The 15598-nt window shown below is 44.5% G+C and carries 19 protein-coding genes and 1 other annotated feature; of the genes, 15 read left to right on the top strand and 4 right to left on the bottom strand.

The window, feature by feature from the left end:
* Positions 1 to 519: 519 nt before the first annotated feature.
* Entirely contained in the window at positions 520 to 927 is a 408-nt protein-coding gene (locus EBO34_RS20920; RefSeq protein WP_283234590.1) for a transposase, read from the bottom strand.
* 859 nt (positions 928 to 1786) lie between these two features.
* Positions 1787 to 1904: a sequence feature (ribosomal protein L20 leader region), on the top strand.
* Positions 1905 to 2033: 129 nt separating this feature from the next.
* Between EBO34_RS20920 and infC the strand changes: the two genes are divergently transcribed.
* The 13 genes from infC (at position 2034) to EBO34_RS10295 (ending at position 12009) form a co-directional block, all read left to right on the top strand.
* The gene (gene infC / locus EBO34_RS10355; protein ID WP_122897946.1) at positions 2034 to 2537 is read left to right on the top strand and encodes a translation initiation factor IF-3; all 504 of its coding nucleotides are present in this window, start codon (positions 2034 to 2036) and stop codon (positions 2535 to 2537) included.
* A gap of 118 nt (positions 2538 to 2655) precedes the next feature.
* Complete coding sequence (rpmI, locus tag EBO34_RS10350; protein ID WP_122897944.1) at positions 2656 to 2850, top strand: 50S ribosomal protein L35; 195 nt, start codon at positions 2656 to 2658, stop codon at positions 2848 to 2850.
* Positions 2851 to 2944: 94 nt separating this feature from the next.
* A complete protein-coding gene (rplT, locus tag EBO34_RS10345) occupies positions 2945 to 3301 on the top strand; it encodes a 50S ribosomal protein L20 (protein ID WP_026690618.1) in 357 nt (118 codons plus the stop codon).
* 498 nt (positions 3302 to 3799) lie between these two features.
* A complete protein-coding gene (locus tag EBO34_RS10340) occupies positions 3800 to 4096 on the top strand; it encodes a DUF1294 domain-containing protein (RefSeq protein ID WP_122897942.1) in 297 nt (98 codons plus the stop codon).
* A gap of 79 nt (positions 4097 to 4175) precedes the next feature.
* Positions 4176 to 4766: a TVP38/TMEM64 family protein gene (locus tag EBO34_RS10335; protein WP_122897940.1), complete on the top strand. Its 591-nt coding sequence runs from the start codon at positions 4176 to 4178 to the stop codon at positions 4764 to 4766.
* A gap of 250 nt (positions 4767 to 5016) precedes the next feature.
* Positions 5017 to 6243 carry an ABC transporter substrate-binding protein gene (locus tag EBO34_RS10330; RefSeq protein WP_122897938.1) on the top strand — a complete coding sequence of 409 codons (1227 nt, stop codon included), beginning with the start codon at positions 5017 to 5019 and terminating at the stop codon, positions 6241 to 6243.
* A complete protein-coding gene (locus EBO34_RS10325) occupies positions 6218 to 7087 on the top strand; it encodes an ABC transporter permease (RefSeq protein WP_183163809.1) in 870 nt (289 codons plus the stop codon). Before EBO34_RS10330 ends, EBO34_RS10325 begins: the two co-directional genes overlap by 26 nt.
* Positions 7084 to 7896, top strand: a complete 813-nt coding sequence (locus EBO34_RS10320; RefSeq protein WP_122897934.1) for an ABC transporter permease — start codon at positions 7084 to 7086, stop codon at positions 7894 to 7896. The genes EBO34_RS10325 and EBO34_RS10320 overlap by 4 nt, the downstream gene beginning before the upstream one ends.
* 2 nt (positions 7897 to 7898) lie before the next feature.
* A complete protein-coding gene (locus EBO34_RS10315) occupies positions 7899 to 8870 on the top strand; it encodes an ABC transporter ATP-binding protein (protein WP_183163808.1) in 972 nt (323 codons plus the stop codon).
* Positions 8863 to 9462 (top strand): CDP-alcohol phosphatidyltransferase family protein, encoded by a 600-nt coding sequence (locus tag EBO34_RS10310; RefSeq protein ID WP_122897930.1) that lies wholly within the window; start codon positions 8863 to 8865, stop codon positions 9460 to 9462. Before EBO34_RS10315 ends, EBO34_RS10310 begins: the two co-directional genes overlap by 8 nt.
* Positions 9463 to 10005, top strand: a complete 543-nt coding sequence (locus tag EBO34_RS10305; RefSeq protein WP_122897928.1) for an NAD(P)/FAD-dependent oxidoreductase — start codon at positions 9463 to 9465, stop codon at positions 10003 to 10005.
* Positions 10006 to 10016: 11 nt separating this feature from the next.
* The gene (locus EBO34_RS10300) at positions 10017 to 10562 is read left to right on the top strand and encodes a TVP38/TMEM64 family protein (protein WP_183163807.1); all 546 of its coding nucleotides are present in this window, start codon (positions 10017 to 10019) and stop codon (positions 10560 to 10562) included.
* A gap of 19 nt (positions 10563 to 10581) precedes the next feature.
* Positions 10582 to 12009 carry a dihydrolipoyl dehydrogenase family protein gene (locus tag EBO34_RS10295; protein ID WP_122897925.1) on the top strand — a complete coding sequence of 476 codons (1428 nt, stop codon included), beginning with the start codon at positions 10582 to 10584 and terminating at the stop codon, positions 12007 to 12009.
* Between the two features lie 300 nt (positions 12010 to 12309).
* Here the strand turns inward: EBO34_RS10295 and EBO34_RS10290 are convergent, their stop codons facing one another.
* Entirely contained in the window at positions 12310 to 12702 is a 393-nt protein-coding gene (locus tag EBO34_RS10290; protein WP_122897923.1) for a sigma-w pathway protein ysdB, read from the bottom strand.
* 259 nt (positions 12703 to 12961) lie between these two features.
* Between EBO34_RS10290 and dut the strand changes: the two genes are divergently transcribed.
* On the top strand, positions 12962 to 13396 hold the full coding sequence (gene dut / locus EBO34_RS10285) for a dUTP diphosphatase (protein WP_122897921.1): 435 nt from the start codon (positions 12962 to 12964) through the stop codon (positions 13394 to 13396).
* A gap of 3 nt (positions 13397 to 13399) precedes the next feature.
* On the opposite strand, the gene EBO34_RS10280 is transcribed toward dut, so the two are convergent.
* A complete protein-coding gene (locus EBO34_RS10280) occupies positions 13400 to 13759 on the bottom strand; it encodes a hypothetical protein (RefSeq protein ID WP_122897919.1) in 360 nt (119 codons plus the stop codon).
* 304 nt (positions 13760 to 14063) lie between these two features.
* Here EBO34_RS10280 and EBO34_RS10275 point away from each other — a divergent pair, with 304 nt between their 5' ends.
* Positions 14064 to 15143, top strand: coding sequence for a M42 family metallopeptidase (locus EBO34_RS10275; protein WP_122897917.1), 1080 nt, complete (start codon positions 14064 to 14066; stop codon positions 15141 to 15143).
* 238 nt (positions 15144 to 15381) lie between these two features.
* On the opposite strand, the gene sspI is transcribed toward EBO34_RS10275, so the two are convergent.
* A complete protein-coding gene (gene sspI / locus EBO34_RS10270; RefSeq protein WP_122897915.1) occupies positions 15382 to 15591 on the bottom strand; it encodes a small acid-soluble spore protein SspI in 210 nt (69 codons plus the stop codon).
* Between the last annotated feature and the right edge of the window lie 7 nt (positions 15592 to 15598).

The following is a 15598-nucleotide window of genomic DNA, read 5'->3' as shown; positions in this document are numbered from 1 at the left end:
GCCTCCTCAGGAAAGAGCGCCCTGCGGGGTCGTCGGTTGGGTTTTTCCTGCTTCTTCCTCTACTAGCGTATGCTTCGAAGTATCTGCGTCGAAGCAACTCGATGATTATTCGTGATGTAAACGCTCGTCGCTGGAGTCGCCGCCTTTCGCTCCACTTCCTTTTTTGATAAAACTGATCATTACAAAACCTTTCTTAAACCTTAATAGTTCTGTTCCCTCTCCCTTATTTATCGTGTTTTTTAAGACTATAAACGGTATGTCCTGTTTCTTCTTTTTACATTTTCTGCATCATCTTCGAAGACCTTCAAGGTATTGAAAAAAAGTTTGTTAGCTTATGTGGAGATGTAAGTATTTGAAACAGTTCTTTTGGTGACAAGGGTATTATGGTTTTCATTGAGGGTGCGACTTGAGGGAGTCGTGCCTTTCTTTTTTGTGTCTCTAAGCTGCTTATCCTCCCTTTTAAACTTCTGATCTTCAGTAAGGCGAAAGGTAATTAAACGGGGGATGTGTTGATACTTCTTATATCTTAAAGTAAACATCATTTAATTGAAGTGATTCTCCAGGCATCAAATGGTTTGTCTCTTCTTCAAGGTTTACCGGTTCAAAAGCATTTTCCCATATTCTGTAAACGTTGATATTTGTTTTTAAGCGTGATAAGAAATATGCGTTCTTCGTCAGTATATCACTGAAGATATCTATCGCGTGGTTGCCTAAATCACGAACCAAGAGGGCCTTTTCTTTAATAGTTCCTGTTGTCTCTTTCGAAAAAGCTACATCACTCCACCTTCCTTCCTGCACTTCAATTAACAATATTTCTCCTGAAAGAATGTCATACTCCAACTGTATCTTTACACCAGATTTCGTTGATCCACGATAAGAAGAATAAGAACGAAGTAATGCAAAAGAAGTGGAGTCAAGGATGCGAATGCGCGAAAAAAAGCAGGTGTGAATAGCTTGAGTTTCAAATTTTACACTGTTTAATAAGTATAAAAAGATCTGCCGAAGGAAGCTTACTGCATGCTTGCTGAATCGTTCATTAAGACCATGAGGTGATATACGGACACCTTCTTTCGATAACTTTTCGCATAGGTCATTAAGTGTATCGTTACCGACAGAAACTTGGTTGCTTACACAGAGCAGTAAAAAGGTAATACCTCCAGGTTCCTCTTTCTTACAATGAACTTGTTCTCTTTGGCAATTCGGTTAAGAGAATGCTTAGGAAAGGTGCAACGGAGGGCTTTTGTGGTTTCGTGGAGTTTAGTATTCCCCATAAAAATTCCTCCTTTTACTTTGTAAAAGGAGGATAGCCGCATTTAGAAACCTGTAAGCTGCTTCATGTTTAAAAGCACTCAAATAAGAATGTAAAAGAGGATGTAGCCGGAATGTTCGAGACTCCTGCGGGAGCAGGTGGCAAGGTGAGATCCCGGGGTGCGGAGCACCCGGAGGCTCACCGGCGCCCCCGCGGAAAGCGAAGGGCATTCCGGCTGCATCCTGACTTCTTCTGCTTCAAATTCTTGAATCGCTTAACTTGACGGCTATGGGGTTTACACTTCTTCCACTGGATTTAACACTTATTGGACTTACTATTCACCCTGAATCTCGAGTTATTCGCCCTTAATCCAACATCATTCTCCCACTTCAGGAGAACTGCCTTTAACGGACAGACATTTGCTTTTTCCACCGGGCTGCGTTATGATTGCTATGCTTGGAAAATAAGAAAAGAAAACATCTGTTGACATTTCGTTTTTGGATGTGCTATTCTATTTTAGTGAACAAAATATGGACACAAAGCAAGCAGAAGCGCCCGCTTCTCACCTGATTGACACAAGTTGACAGGTTATCACTGATTAAACATAACCAGTAGAGGTGTGGGCGATTTTATGCGCTCGCACCTTTTTTGTGCAGAGATAATAAAGCTTTGCTTACACTGCCTTTGTGGGTTCCCATAAGCTTAAGCGGGAAGCATAACGGTGCTGTAGCAAGTCTTGCTTTGATCCGGATCAATTTGGAGGTGGCTCAATATTAGTAAGGATATGTTCATTAACGAATCTATTCGTGCTCGTGAAGTACGACTGGTAGGAGCGAACGGTGATCAGATTGGTGTAAAACCCAAGAGTGAAGCGTTGGAAATGGCCCAAAACGCTAACCTTGACCTTGTTATGGTTGCACCGAACGCAAAACCGCCGGTATGCCGCATCATGGATTATGGTAAGTTCCGTTACGAGCAGCAGAAAAAAGAAAAAGAAGCTCGGAAAAACCAAAAAATCGTGAACTTAAAAGAAGTTCGCTTAAGCCCGAACATTGAGGAGCATGACTTCAACACGAAGTTACGTAATGCCCGCAAGTTCCTGAGCAAAGGTGACAAAGTAAAAGCTGCGATCCGTTTCCGCGGACGTGCGATTACTCACTCTGAACTCGGTAAAAAAGTGCTTGAGCAGCTTGCTGAAGAATGTAAAGACATTGCTACCATCGAGTCTAAGCCGAAGATGGAAGGCCGCAGCATGTTCTTAGTGCTTGCGCCGACTAACGAAAAGTAAACTTAAATAGAGACAGACAACAATACAACGACCATATTTATTCTGCCGGGTACAACCGGTAATCACCTGCAACGACAACAAACAACAACTAATCTTTCTTAACAGGGAGGACTTGCAAATGCCTAAAATGAAAACACACAGAGGCGCAGCAAAACGTTTCAAGAGAACGGGAACTGGCAAGTTGAAGCGTTCCCAAGGCTACACTAGCCACCTTGCTGCTAACAAATCAACTAAACAAAAGCGCAAGCTTCGTAAAGCTTCAATGGTTTCCAAAGGTGACCAGAAGCGTATCGACGCAATGCTGCCAAGATAATAACGGCACCAGGCCGTTAACAGGCTGATGCCTGTGATTGTTTCAACATTAATTGATCGTATTGTATAGAATTATTTATTGAGGAGGGATTACGATGGCTCGAGTAAAAGGCGGATATGTAGCACGTCGTCGTCGTAAAAAAGTTTTAAAGCTAGCTAAAGGTTACCACGGTTCCAAACACCGTTTATTTAAATCAGCACAAGGACAAGTAATGAAGTCCTTACAATATGCTTACCGTGACCGCAAACAGAAGAAGCGTGATTTCCGTAAGCTATGGATCACACGTATCAATGCTGCGGCTCGCATTAACGGTCTTTCTTACAACCGTTTCATGCACGGTCTTAAGCAGGCTGGTATCGAAATGAACCGTAAAATGCTTGCTGACATTGCTGTAAACGACGAGCAGGGCTTCGCGGCTCTTGCTGAAAAAGCAAAAGCTAACCTTAAGTAATTGGTTATGAAGCTTAAACTTAAAACAAAAAGTCACTCTCTTTGAGGGTGGCTTTTCTTATTAGGGATGATATTAAGCCATATTGCTGTGAATGGGGATGTGGATCTGCCTCCATGCCCTTCGCTTTCCGCGGGGGTGGCGGTGAGCATCCTCATGCTGAGGGTGAGGGCATTGAAAAGGTCCATTTTCTTTAAAGATCGGCTCTGTAACAGGTATGTTTTGATTTGCGCTCATTTCGCTCCAATCAATGTTTTATACATAAATGACCTTAAACACATCAATGACCATCCGACAACAGAGTAGTGACGTTATTTTCAGTGGTTGACTTTTTCATCTGCCTATTATCGTATTGAGAGGTCTCACCCTGCCTCTCCCTCCCCGGAATCTTGCATCACCATCATAAAACAGCTCCTGCAAGAAGATTGTTTTCCCAGCTGGTTACGTATCGGGATGTAAGGGAATAGATTAATATAGTCCTTTTGGAAGGCGGAAGAGCAGATGGTACAAGGCGTGATCATGTATTTTCTATGTTATTATGGAATTATTAACGTACTTGCATTTGTCGTCATGTGGAATGATAAACGAAAAGCGCAAAAGCAGGTCAGAAGAACATCTGAGCAATCCCTTATTACATGGGCTGCATTTGGCGGTGCATTTGGAATGCTTTTTGCATCAAAAACGTTCAGACATAAAACGAGGAAAAAAACCTTTTCAATCGGATTGCCGTTTTTATGCTTACTGCATATTGCTTTATTTGCTTTACTTGTGTGGCTTGCCGGTTCCATGTATGGATAACCGTGAAGGTGTACCGAGCCTTTCATCATAGATTGTCTGACGGTATCATAGGATAGACTACGAGAGGAGGAGATACACCATGAATGATTTCATTGAAGGCATTCCAACAATTATTGAACGAGCAGGTTGGCTGGCCCCTCTTATTTTTATTCTCCTTCACCTCATTCGTCCGTTTTTATTTTTACCTGTTATTGTAGTCTGTATTGCAGGAGGGTATTTTTTCGGCTTCTTTTACGGAAGTCTGTATTCCCTGGTCGGTCTTACATTAATGAGTTTTTTCTTTTACAAAGTTGTCGATTATTTCCCATCAATCAGAACCCGTTTTTCAAAGATGAAACAGCGGATCTTTAAAAACCGTCAGCTTACACTGGGGCAGGTCATGATATTAAGAATGCTCCCTTTCGTTCACTTTCATCTGTTAAGTCTCTACCTGATGGAAATGACGTCGTCTTTTAAAGAATATATGAAGTACTCTTTTGGGGGACTGATTCTGCCGGCTATGCTCTTTACAGCCTTTGGTCAGGCCATAAGTGAGATGTCGTTAACAGGATCTCTCATTACAATTGGAGGTCTTGCCGTCATTTTTTATTTGATGGGCCAAAAGGGTCCGATTACGTATAAATGGGATAAATTCTTTGCATCAAGATCCCGATCGAGAATGTCTGAATAAAAGTGTGGATGGTGTCCCAAAAGTACAAAAGAAGATTGGCAATGACTCTGCCCGCTACTCGCCCATCACGAGAACCTATTCGTAAAGGGCCAGGCAGGTGCCATTGCTTCGAGGTTGATCCAAAAGGTAAAAACCGACCTTTTGGATCAACCTTTTTTTCCGGGCATAAGGGAGTAAGCAAAATTACGTGAGATATAAATAGAACATGATAAAGTGAATATACGATGAATTCAGCAAAGGAGAGGGACGGATGAGAAAAAGGTTACTACCTTTGGTTCTTACCCTGCTGGCTGCTTGTTCAACAGCAGACGGGGAAGAGAATCAGGAAGTCCTTAATAAAGACTGGGGAGAAATTGAAGCGGGTGCTGCTGATACAGAAGTACGTCTTTATATGTGGGGCGGCGACGAAGCAATTAATTCATACATAGATGAGTGGGCGGCACCGCGGTTGGAGGACTTACACGGAATTAAATTAACCCGGGTTCCTATGGATACTCCGGATGTTCTTCAGCGCCTTCAGACAGAACGGCAGGCCGGTCAGAGGGACGGGTCTGTTGATGTGATGTGGATCAATGGAGAAAACTTCAGAAATGCCAAAGAGCGTGATCTCCTTTATGGTTCCTTTTCAGACATACTTCCGAACATGGAACAATACGTAGATGAAAACAGTCTCGATCATCAGGTTGATTTCGGAACTGATGTTGACGGCTATGAAGCGCCCTGGGGGAAAGTACAGTTTGTTTTTGTTTACGACAGCGAAAAAGTTGATACTCCGCCTGAATCCTTTGAAGAACTTGCAGAATGGATTGAGGATAATCCAGGCAAATTCACTTATCCTGAAGCGACCGACTTTACAGGAAATGCATTTCTCCGCCACTTGTTATATTCCCAGTTTGATGAACCGGAAGAGCTTCTGCAAATGAGGTCCGACGATGACGAGGTGGAAGAAAAAGCCGCAGGTGTATGGCAGTATTTAAACCGGATTGAGGTGAACCTGTGGCGTGAAGGACAAACGTATCCAGCATCTATCACAGAGCTTGACCGGCTGTTTTGGCGAGGCGAAGTATGGATGACAATGGGATACAACGAAGCCAGGGTTGTAAATAAAGTGGAAGAAGGGAGTTTCCCTGATTCTGTCCGGACGTTTGTTTTGGACAGCGGGTCAATCGGGAACACGCACTTCCTTTCCATTCCGTTTAATGCGCCAAACCCGAAAGGTGCCATGGTGGTCATTAATGAGCTATTGTCACCTGAAGCCCAGCTGGAAAAATTAAGCCCTGAAGGATGGGGTGAAAATACGGTGCTGGATGTCAGTCTTCTTCTGGATGAGGAGCGGTCGGCATTTGAAGCAGTGGACCGGGGAGAGTCTGTCCTGGATGCAGAAACGCTGGGTGAGGCATTTTTGCCCGAACTTGACGCTCAATTTGTACCGTGGCTGGAGGAGAAATGGTTTGAAAACGTGGTTTCAGGCGAATAAAAAAACAATCTTACTCACCCTGCCTGCTTCTCTACTAACGCTGTTGACTCTTTATTCTATCTTTCAGGGACTGGTTTTCAGTTTCCGAGACGGGTGGAATGAGTATTGGACAATGGAGGCATACACAACATTGTTTTCCCATCCGGCCTTTTGGGACAGTCTTCGGTTCAGCCTGTCTGTAACCATGGTATCTACCGTCATTGCCCTGGTGGCAGGGACTGCTCTGGCAAAGGTGTTCTACACGTATCTTGCCCGCTTTCACTGGAAATGGCTTGCATGGCTTCCAATGTTGTTTCCTCATTTTGTGGCAGCTTATCTGATCATGGTGTTTTTTTCCCAGAGCGGGTGGATCGCATCCTTAACTTATCAGCTCGGGCTGATAACGGATCCCGCGGAATTTCTAATCCTCACAAACGATCAGCGTGGCGCCGGTCTGATCCTGGCTTATGTGTGGAAAGAAATACCCTTTGTCATGCTCATGATGCTGCCGGTCTTCTATGAGATGGATCACAGGCTTAAAGATGCAGTTACGACTCTGGGCGGGGGAAGTTTTCGGAGGTTTTGGGATGTGGAGTGGAAGTATATTCAGCCTGCAATGCTTGAGATCTCTGTGATCCTGTTTGCTTTTATTATTGGAGCTTTTGAAGTACCTTATCTGATCGGAGCGACCTACCCGCAAATGCTGCCGGTTTTAAGCTATAACTGGTTTTATGGGGGAGACTGGGGAATGCGTCCTTCTGCCTTTGCCCTAATAGCATTACTGACCCTTTGTATCCTTGTTTTCTATTATTTCCTCAGCAGGCGGATCCGGCGTCTCAGAGAGCGGATGTGGGGGTCGGTATGATTACTGTAAAAAAAGGTGTGGCGGCTTTAGGACTCATCCTCTCACTGATTGTCTTTGTGATCCCGATTATTCTGTTATTTCTTCAGAGTATATCCACACCCTGGCGGTTTGGGATGCTGTTTCCGGACGAATTCACGCTGCGTGGGTGGAATCAGGTTCTGTCCGATCCGGCACTGTTACATTCTTTGTTGGTTACGGTAGGAATAGGCGCCGCCGTAATCGTTTTAAATTTGCTGATTGCCATCCCGGCAGCAAAGGCTCTTGCCTCGAAAGACTTCAGCGGTAAGGGAGTAGTCGATACCCTGTTGTTTCTTCCTATTCTCATCCCGGTATTGGCTATTGCCATAGGTCTTCACTTTGCCATGATAAGATTCGGGCTCGCTGACTCTTGGACAGGGGTTGTCCTTGTGCATTTAATTCCTACGGTTCCTTATTCGATTCGGATATTCCGTTCAGCTTTTGAGCGAACAGGTGCCCGTTGGGAGGATCAGGGGAGAGTTCTTGGATCGACGGACTGGCAGATCTTCCTGCACATTCAACTGCCCCAATTCACCTCAAGTATCAGGGCTGCAGTGTTTCTGACGATGGTCATTTCCTTAAGTCAGTATGTTCTGACTGTCATTATCGGGGGCGGTCGGATTGTGACCCTGCCAATGCTCTATTACCCCTACGTGTCTTCTGGGAATGATACAGTTCTTGCTGCTTTCTCTTTACTCTTTGCAGCTGTGCCCGTGATCGTGGCTGGGATTGTTGAACTTTTGATCCGGCTGCTTTCCCCTTACCCGTCACAATGGAACAGGAGAGGATAACAATGGATTTCCTGCATATACAGCAACTGAAAAAAACGTATGAGCAACAAACGGTCTTTGAAAATGTGACTCTTTCTTTGCAGAAAGGGGAATTACTAAGTTTAATAGGACCATCAGGTACAGGGAAAAGCACATTCCTCCGTTGCCTGGCAGGTCTCGAAGGTATAACCAAAGGGGAGATTAAAATTGACGGTAAGGACATGAGTAATGTTCGTGCGGAGGCACGTCCTGTAGTACTCATGTTTCAGCAGCCGTTACTGTTTCCTCATATGACAGTGTTGGAGAATGTGACATACGGACTGCGCATCCGTGGTATTAAGAAAAAAGAACGAAACGAAGCAGGACTTGCCGTACTTGAAAAAGTTGAACTGAAGGACTACGGGAACCAATACCCATCAGAGTGTTCCGGAGGGCAGCAGCAGCGGATAGCCCTCGCGAGAGCGCTGGTCATTAAACCTCAGCTCCTGTTGTTGGACGAGCCTTTTTCAAGTCTTGATACGAAGCTTCGTATTAACTTAAGGTCGTGGATTCGCAGTCTCCTGAAAAAAGAGAACATGACGGCTGTTTTTGTCACACACGACCGTGATGAAGCTTCTTTTATGGGGGACAAGCTGGCAGTGATGGGAAATAAAACGATATTGCAGACGGGATCACCAAAAGAAGTGCAGGAAAGACCGGAGTCTTCAAGTGTCACTGGTGTTACAGGAGAAGGACTTGCTCTGGAAGGTGGGGTCGTCCCTGCAAAATACTTGCGTTTAGAAAGGGGAAATCCCACTGGTGAAAACGGGGAGAAGGGTACGGTTGAGAGGGTCTGGACCTTGCACGGTGTCGTGTTTTATCGTGTACAGCTTGAACGTACGAGCGTGACCGTTCACAGCAAGCGGGATTTAACTGTCGGAGAGAAAATAGCTGTTACTTGGGACGAAGATTCGTTTGTGGAGTATCAAAGAGAAAAGGGCGATAATCATGCTTGATACACATGCCAGAAAATACTTACAACCACTTATCGGAAAAACAGCCGATCAGCTTTTGAAGCTCAACCTGACTGCCAATCAGGTAACGGTAGCTGCATTTATTATCGGTGTGTCATCAGGGGTCTTTATTTTAATGGAAATGCCTGTCACCGCCGTCCTAGTCTTATGGATTTCCGGGTTTCTTGATGCCGTTGACGGGTCTATGGCAAGAAAGACTGCGTCCACCCCGTTTGGCACGGTGATGGATGTGACTTTTGACCGGCTTGTGGAAGTAAGTGTGATCCTTGGTCTCGCCTTTTTGTACCCGGATGTGATGTGGGCCCTGCTACTTCTGAGCGTTTCCATTATCTTTTCCATGACCGTGTTTTTAACAGTGGGAGCCGTATCGGAAAAAAGAGGAGTGAAATCGTTCTACTATCAGGCCGGACTGGCGGAGAGAACAGAAGGGTTCATTCTTTTCTCCCTGATGATTTTATTTTCTTCGGTACTCCTTTATACAACTCTGCTCTTTTTATTCGTTGAAGTGTTTACAGGCATGCAGAGGATGCTTGAAGCGAAAAGGATTCTTTCGGATACGGAAGGCGGCGGTTAGATGAAAAACCTCGTTCTCGTGGGTGGGGGCCATGCCAACCTCTCCATCATAAAAAAACAGAAAAAAGAGAGTCATCGTGATAAAAACTTTACCCTCATTTCCCCTGACCCCTATCAGTATTATTCGGGGATGTTTTCCGGTTTTGCGGAAGGGATTTATTCGCTTAACGACATTCGAATCGATTTGCAGTCTTTTTGTAACGCGCATGGTGTTACGTTTGTCTGCGATACGGCAGAACGGATCGAATCTGAGAAGAAGCAGCTGATTTTAAGTAACAACGAACCTCTTGCATATGATGCCCTGAGTGTTAACGCAGGCTCGTATGTTCAGGATCCTGTTCCCGGTGTCAGTGAGCATGCTTTATCCCTGAAACCGAATTTCCTTTTCCCGGAGGTGGTTGATCAACTCCGCTATTCAGAAAAACCGGTTATTGTGGGGGGAGGAGCAGCCGCCGTTGAGCTTGCTTTTTCATTAACCGCCTGGAGGGATAAGAACGTCCCGGGGAATAAAGGGATTTCTCTTGTGACGAGAGGGAAGTTTTAAGAGAGTGGATTTTGTCGTTTGGCTGGTTCAGCCCCGTTATCTACATACTCATATACACGCTGCGTCCGCTTGTTTTATTCCCCGCTTCTGTACTGTCCATTACAGGAGGTCTCTCTTTTGGCCCCCTTCTTGGCACTGTTTATACGCTGGCCGGAGCCGCGGGAAGTGCTGCGGTTGCTTTTTGGACAGCGAGAAAGCTCGGAAAGAACATAGGTAAAGGGTCAGCTGGAAAAGGAAAGGCCATTCAGAACCAGCTTGAAAAGAAAGGGTTCTTCTATGTGCTTGTATTAAGACTCATTCCTTTATTCAACTTTGACCTGATCAGCTATGCAGCCGGTATTTCCAAGGTGAGGTTTTCAGCCTTTATCCTCGCTACGGTAATTGGAATGACCCCGGGGGTTTTTGCCTTTACCTATCTTGGATCGAGTTTTGTGGACGGGGGATTCGGAACACTTATTTTTGCTGGAAGCCTGTTTCTTATCATTATGCTCGTTCCGCTCTTTTTTAAAGATCAGGTCCGGTCGGCTCTTGGTTTGAACAAAGATAATGATGCCTGAAAAAAGGAGGTCGAGTGCAATGAAGAAATACGATATTGCTGTGATAGGCGGAGGGGCAGGAGGATTGACAGCGGCCATCGGTGCCGTTCAATTCGGGGCAAAAACAGCTTTGATTGAAAAAGATCCCGAACCCGGCGGGGACTGTCTCCATTACGGGTGTGTCCCTTCAAAAGCATATATTAAAGCTGCAAAAGAACTCAGAGATGCGAAAAAAGCAGCGGAGGAGTTTGGGCTGGGGCTTTCAGGCGCTCCTGATTTTTCGGTCGTGAAGTCCCGGGTACAAGATGCCATTGCTGAGATTCAGCCCCATGATGACCGAAAACGTCTCCGTTCTCTCGGCATTGACGAGTATCATGGTACAGCTTCATTGAAAACGAAAAATGAAATTTCAATAGACACTGGTGAAACCATTTATGCAAAACGGATCGTCATTGCTACAGGTTCGAGTCCGATGATTCCCCCGATTGCCGGTCTTGAAGATATATCCTATCTAACCAATGAAACCATTTTTAGTATCGACCGTGTGCCTCTTAAACTTGTTGTTCTCGGATCAGGTCCCGTTGGAATCGAACTAGCACAAGCTATGTCCAGGTTCGGATCTGATGTGACCGTCATTGATCATTCCGGGCTGATGGAAAAAGAAGAGCCGGAAATTCGTGAGCTCGCGCATCATCTTCTATCAGAAGAGATGACGTTTATGTTCAATCGTAAGGTAACGAAGGCTCAGAAAAAGGCCGAAAAGATTGGACTGACTGTAGAAGGGGATAGCGGTACCACGCAGGAAATTGAGTGTAATGCATTACTTATCGCTGCGGGAAGAAAACCGAACGTTAAAGAAATGGGTTTGGAAAAAGCAGGAGTGGACGTAAAAGATGGAAAGATTGTAGTGAATAAAAAAATGCAGACATCCGTCAGCACCATTTTCGCGTGCGGTGATGTGACAGGAGAATATCCTTTTACTCATGCAGCGGGACAGGAAGGGAAAACGGTGGTTGCCAATGCTGTTTTTGGAGTAAAGCAGTCGGTTGACTACACCCACACCCCCTATACGATTTATACAGACCCTGAAGTTTTTCATTTGGGTTTGACGGAAAAAGAAGCCCGGGATGAGTATGGAGATAACATTCATGTTTACAGGAGCGATGCAAGGCATGTTGACCGGTTTACAGCAGAGCGGAACAAAACAGGTCTGGTGAAAATCATTACTGACAAAAAAGGTGCGATTCTCGGCGCACATGCTATCGGTACCCTGGCCGGGGACTGGATGCAGGAAGTGGTGTTCGCCAAACAGCACGGTCACAAAATCAAGGATTTTTCCAGTGTGATCCACCCTTATCCGAGTCACGGGGAAATGGTCTCAAAAGCGGCCGATCAATACTGGCAAAAGCGGCTCTTCGAAGGAAAAGTCCCAAAGTTGACGGAAACGTATATCAAATGGTTACGATGAAGAGAGGCTGGGACAATAAGAAAGAGTTTAGCTGAGAATCCGAACATTAGTGCGAAGATCGAGGAGGCTCACCAGCTTCCCGCGAAAAGCGAAGTATTTTTAGGAGCGATTTATTTGCACCGCATTTTATTCGTTCAGATTCTTGTTGACAAAAACACTTCTGTCCAACCTCTATAAAGAGTGGAGCCGTCCCTCTTTATAGAGACCGGAAGGAGTGGGTTTACTCCTTCCGGTCGAGCAGCGTACGAAGCCATTGACAGTCTGCTTTTATACTTTATGGACACTGCTCTGTTGAGGGAGTTAATTCATTTTCTTTAGCAGCTCTTTAATCGGGCTGTTCCATTCGATTTTTGCGTGAGGATAGCGAATGGAAATTTCCTTCTCAATAAAAAGGAAGTCTGTTTTCCTGAGCCCTTTCAGCTTGTCTTTTTCTTCCGTCCATACCGTAATGGAGGTCACCTCAAAGGAGTCATTAATGGTTCCGAGGTATTTTTCCCCTTCAAACATGACATGTCCATAAGTCAGGAAAAAGTTCTTCCTAACGTTGTTTGAGTCATCAAGGAAATAAAATCCGCCTTTGTTACGGGCAATTTCAAGCTTGCGGCGAGGGTCAACAGCATACTTTATGACACTGAACATGAGTATGGAAACAGCAATCAGCAGAAGGATTCGGAATAGAATGACGCTGAGCATAGTTATCTCTCCTTTAATAAACCTTATATATAACAATCATGATTTTTGTTTTATTCCTTAGTGTATACGAAAGGAATTAAAAAAAGTTTCAACTGTCATGTAATTTCTTTGGATTCATTATTATGGGTTACGAACCTTCAGCGATAAAGTTCCAGAAAATAAATGAACAAATGATGAATTTTGTACAATAATAACTGGAGTGATACGATTACACTGATAGTAATAGTGTAATCACAATCTGAAAGGAGAAAAGAACGAAATGCAGCCGACTTTACATGTAAAGCGCATCCATGAAGATGCTATTTTACCAGAACGGGCGCACGAGGGTGATGCTGGTCTGGATTTATATGCAATAGAAAGAAAAGAATTGAAACCCGGAGAAAGCGCGCTCATAGGAACAGGGATTCAGATTGCACTGCCAGAAGGCACTGAAGCCCAGGTCAGACCTCGAAGCGGACTTGCCCTGAAGCATTCTGTAACTGTTTTAAACAGTCCGGGTACCATTGACGAAGGATACAGAGGAGAAGTTAAAATTATTTTGATTAATCATGGTAAAGAACCTTTTATTGTGGAGAAGGAAATGCGTATCGCACAGATGGTTATCGCTCCGATATTGTTCGTAAACGTATCAGAAACGAATGATCTTTCCGAAACTATCCGTGCAGAAAAAGGATTTGGATCGTCTGGCAAATAATGATTACGATCTCTTCATCCTTTTATTTTTTGACGCCTTCCCGTTTTTTTCACCAGTCAGTTCTGCAAGTTGCTTTTGCAGTTCATCTAATTGATTCTGCATTTCAGTAAACTTGGCTTCCTGTGCCTGCTCATCCTTAAGGTTCTGGATATTACCCTGAATTTCCTCATCAATGGCAATCTTAGCTGCAACTGTAGCAAGAGCATCAGCAAAGGTTGTAAGGAATCCGGCAACTAAAGCAAGCTTTAAGCTTAAGCTTACATCATAGGGATTGTTTGTTTTTTTAGTTTCATTGTTCATTGCAGTAATCGTATTGATATCATCAACAAACCTTTGAAGGTTTTGAGGCGGATTATTGTTCATTTACCCTGTACCTCCCGTTTTAAATACTTCACTCTTGAATTGCTTTTACCATAAGGCTGGCTGGAATTCTGCCCTTACCTCGTTACTGTCAATCTTATATAACCTGTCTTTTCTAAGGCATTAAGCTCTTATATCATATGGATTCAAAACGGTATTGGTTGCTTGCCTACCTGTCTGTTTGATTAGAATTGATAGTCATCTGACCTCCGGGCTTTAGCATCATAACGTTTGAGCGGTAGGTGTAAAAACGTTATACTATTTGAAGATACATAATTTTGTAATAAATTCAGGAGGTTATATACACATGGATAATACGCTTAAGATGCTCAAAGAGCTCACTGATGCCAATGGAATTCCGGGTAACGAACGTGAAGCCCGTGACGTCATGAAAAAACATATCGAGCCTTTTGCCGATGAGATTGAAACTGACGGCCTCGGAAGCCTGATTGCTAAAAAGACCGGTTCTGTTTCTGACGGTCCTAAAATTATGGTTGCCGGTCACTTGGATGAAATCGGTTTTATGGTAACCAATATTGATGATAACGGCTTTTTGAAATTTCAGACGGTCGGCGGATGGTGGGAGCAGGTCATGCTCGCCCAGCGTGTGACGGTAATGACAAAAGACGGAAACATTCCCGGAGTGATCGGGTCCAAGCCTCCGCATATCCTCCCCCCGGAAGCACGAAAGAAAAGCGTGGATAAAAAAGACATGTACATTGATATCGGTGCCTCCAGCCGTGAAGAAGCAGCTGAATTCGGTGTGCGGCCGGGAGACTCTGTGGTACCGGTGTGTGAATTTACTGTAATGAAAAATGAAAAGCTGCTTATGGCCAAAGCTTGGGATAACCGCATTGGCTGTGCCATTGCCATCGAAGTTCTCCGCCAGCTTAAAGACGAAAACCATCCGAACACGGTTTATGGTGTAGGAACGGTTCAGGAAGAAGTCGGTCTCCGCGGTGCCCGCACGGCAGCCCACCACATTCAGCCTGACATCGGCTTCGGCGTGGATGTTGGTATTGCCGGCGATACTCCGGGAGTGAGCGACCGTGATGCTCTGGCTAAAATGGGTAAAGGCCCTCAGATCATCATGTACGATGCATCCATGGTTAGCCATAAAGGTCTTCGTGATTTCGTAACTGGAACAGCGGACGACAAAGAAATTCCTTACCAATTTGACTATGTACCAGGGGGCGGAACAGACTCAGGTGCGATTCACTTAACAGCGAACGGTGTACCTGCATTGTCCATTACGATAGCAACGCGCTACATTCACACGCATGCGGCAGTTCTTCACCGCGATGATTTTGAAAATGCCGTGAAGCTGATTGTAGAGGTTATTAAAAAACTTGACCGCGATACAGTAAATAAAATTACGTTTGAATAATACGGATGAAAAGGCAGCTGCGGCTGTCTTTTTTTGTGTATTTTAGTTAGAGGGGAGTGGTTTTTTTGGCCTTTTGTGTTAAAAATTCAAACGCGATTGTTAAATAATGGGGCGCGAGTGTGAATAATTGCCCCCTGATGAGATTTCATGGAAAATAAATCCCAATATCCTGTTATAACAACGACCTTCATCCTCTTAAACACAAAAACCGGCCTCATAAGAAGCCGGTTTTGGATATTTACTTCTGCAAGCCCTGGGAAATCTGCTGAATCATTTCAGCTTTTTCCTGCTCATTTGCTTCCTGCCAGTAAATTTCAAATAAAACACCAAGACCTGGCAGCATCTTTTCTTCTTTGCTCTGGATCGCGTCCTGAATCGTCGCTTCTACTTTTTCTTCGTCACTGCCCTGAATGTTCTGCATAATAGCACCGCGCAGATTAAAGCTCATGGTTATC

The sequence above is a fragment of the Alteribacter keqinensis genome, from assembly GCF_003710255.1.
Classification (GTDB): Bacteria; Bacillota; Bacilli; order Bacillales; family Salisediminibacteriaceae; genus Alteribacter; species Alteribacter keqinensis.
The sequence above is the reverse complement of the archived record's forward strand: the minus strand, read 5'-3'. Positions and strand labels throughout refer to the sequence as shown.

What these genes read in the sequence shown, in the direction of transcription:
- EBO34_RS10335 (WP_122897940.1), top strand. Translation starts at nt 4,176, where the DNA reads ATGAATGATTTCATTGAAGGCATTCCAACAATTATTGAACGAGCAGGT.
- EBO34_RS10320 (WP_122897934.1), top strand. Translation starts at nt 7,084, where the DNA reads ATGATTACTGTAAAAAAAGGTGTGGCGGCTTTAGGACTCATCCTCTCA.
- EBO34_RS10340 (WP_122897942.1), top strand. Translation starts at nt 3,800, where the DNA reads ATGGTACAAGGCGTGATCATGTATTTTCTATGTTATTATGGAATTATT.
- rpmI (WP_122897944.1), top strand. Translation starts at nt 2,656, where the DNA reads ATGCCTAAAATGAAAACACACAGAGGCGCAGCAAAACGTTTCAAGAGA.
- EBO34_RS10305 (WP_122897928.1), top strand. Translation starts at nt 9,463, where the DNA reads ATGAAAAACCTCGTTCTCGTGGGTGGGGGCCATGCCAACCTCTCCATC.
- sspI (WP_122897915.1), bottom strand. Translation starts at nt 15,591, where the DNA reads ATGAGCTTTAATCTGCGCGGTGCTATTATGCAGAACATTCAGGGCAGT.
- infC (WP_122897946.1), top strand. Translation starts at nt 2,034, where the DNA reads ATGTTCATTAACGAATCTATTCGTGCTCGTGAAGTACGACTGGTAGGA.
- EBO34_RS10330 (WP_122897938.1), top strand. Translation starts at nt 5,017, where the DNA reads ATGAGAAAAAGGTTACTACCTTTGGTTCTTACCCTGCTGGCTGCTTGT.
- dut (WP_122897921.1), top strand. Translation starts at nt 12,962, where the DNA reads ATGCAGCCGACTTTACATGTAAAGCGCATCCATGAAGATGCTATTTTA.
- EBO34_RS10275 (WP_122897917.1), top strand. Translation starts at nt 14,064, where the DNA reads ATGGATAATACGCTTAAGATGCTCAAAGAGCTCACTGATGCCAATGGA.
- rplT (WP_026690618.1), top strand. Translation starts at nt 2,945, where the DNA reads ATGGCTCGAGTAAAAGGCGGATATGTAGCACGTCGTCGTCGTAAAAAA.
- EBO34_RS10290 (WP_122897923.1), bottom strand. Translation starts at nt 12,702, where the DNA reads ATGCTCAGCGTCATTCTATTCCGAATCCTTCTGCTGATTGCTGTTTCC.
- EBO34_RS10280 (WP_122897919.1), bottom strand. Translation starts at nt 13,759, where the DNA reads ATGAACAATAATCCGCCTCAAAACCTTCAAAGGTTTGTTGATGATATC.
- EBO34_RS10295 (WP_122897925.1), top strand. Translation starts at nt 10,582, where the DNA reads ATGAAGAAATACGATATTGCTGTGATAGGCGGAGGGGCAGGAGGATTG.
- EBO34_RS10310 (WP_122897930.1), top strand. Translation starts at nt 8,863, where the DNA reads ATGCTTGATACACATGCCAGAAAATACTTACAACCACTTATCGGAAAA.
- EBO34_RS10315 (WP_183163808.1), top strand. Translation starts at nt 7,899, where the DNA reads ATGGATTTCCTGCATATACAGCAACTGAAAAAAACGTATGAGCAACAA.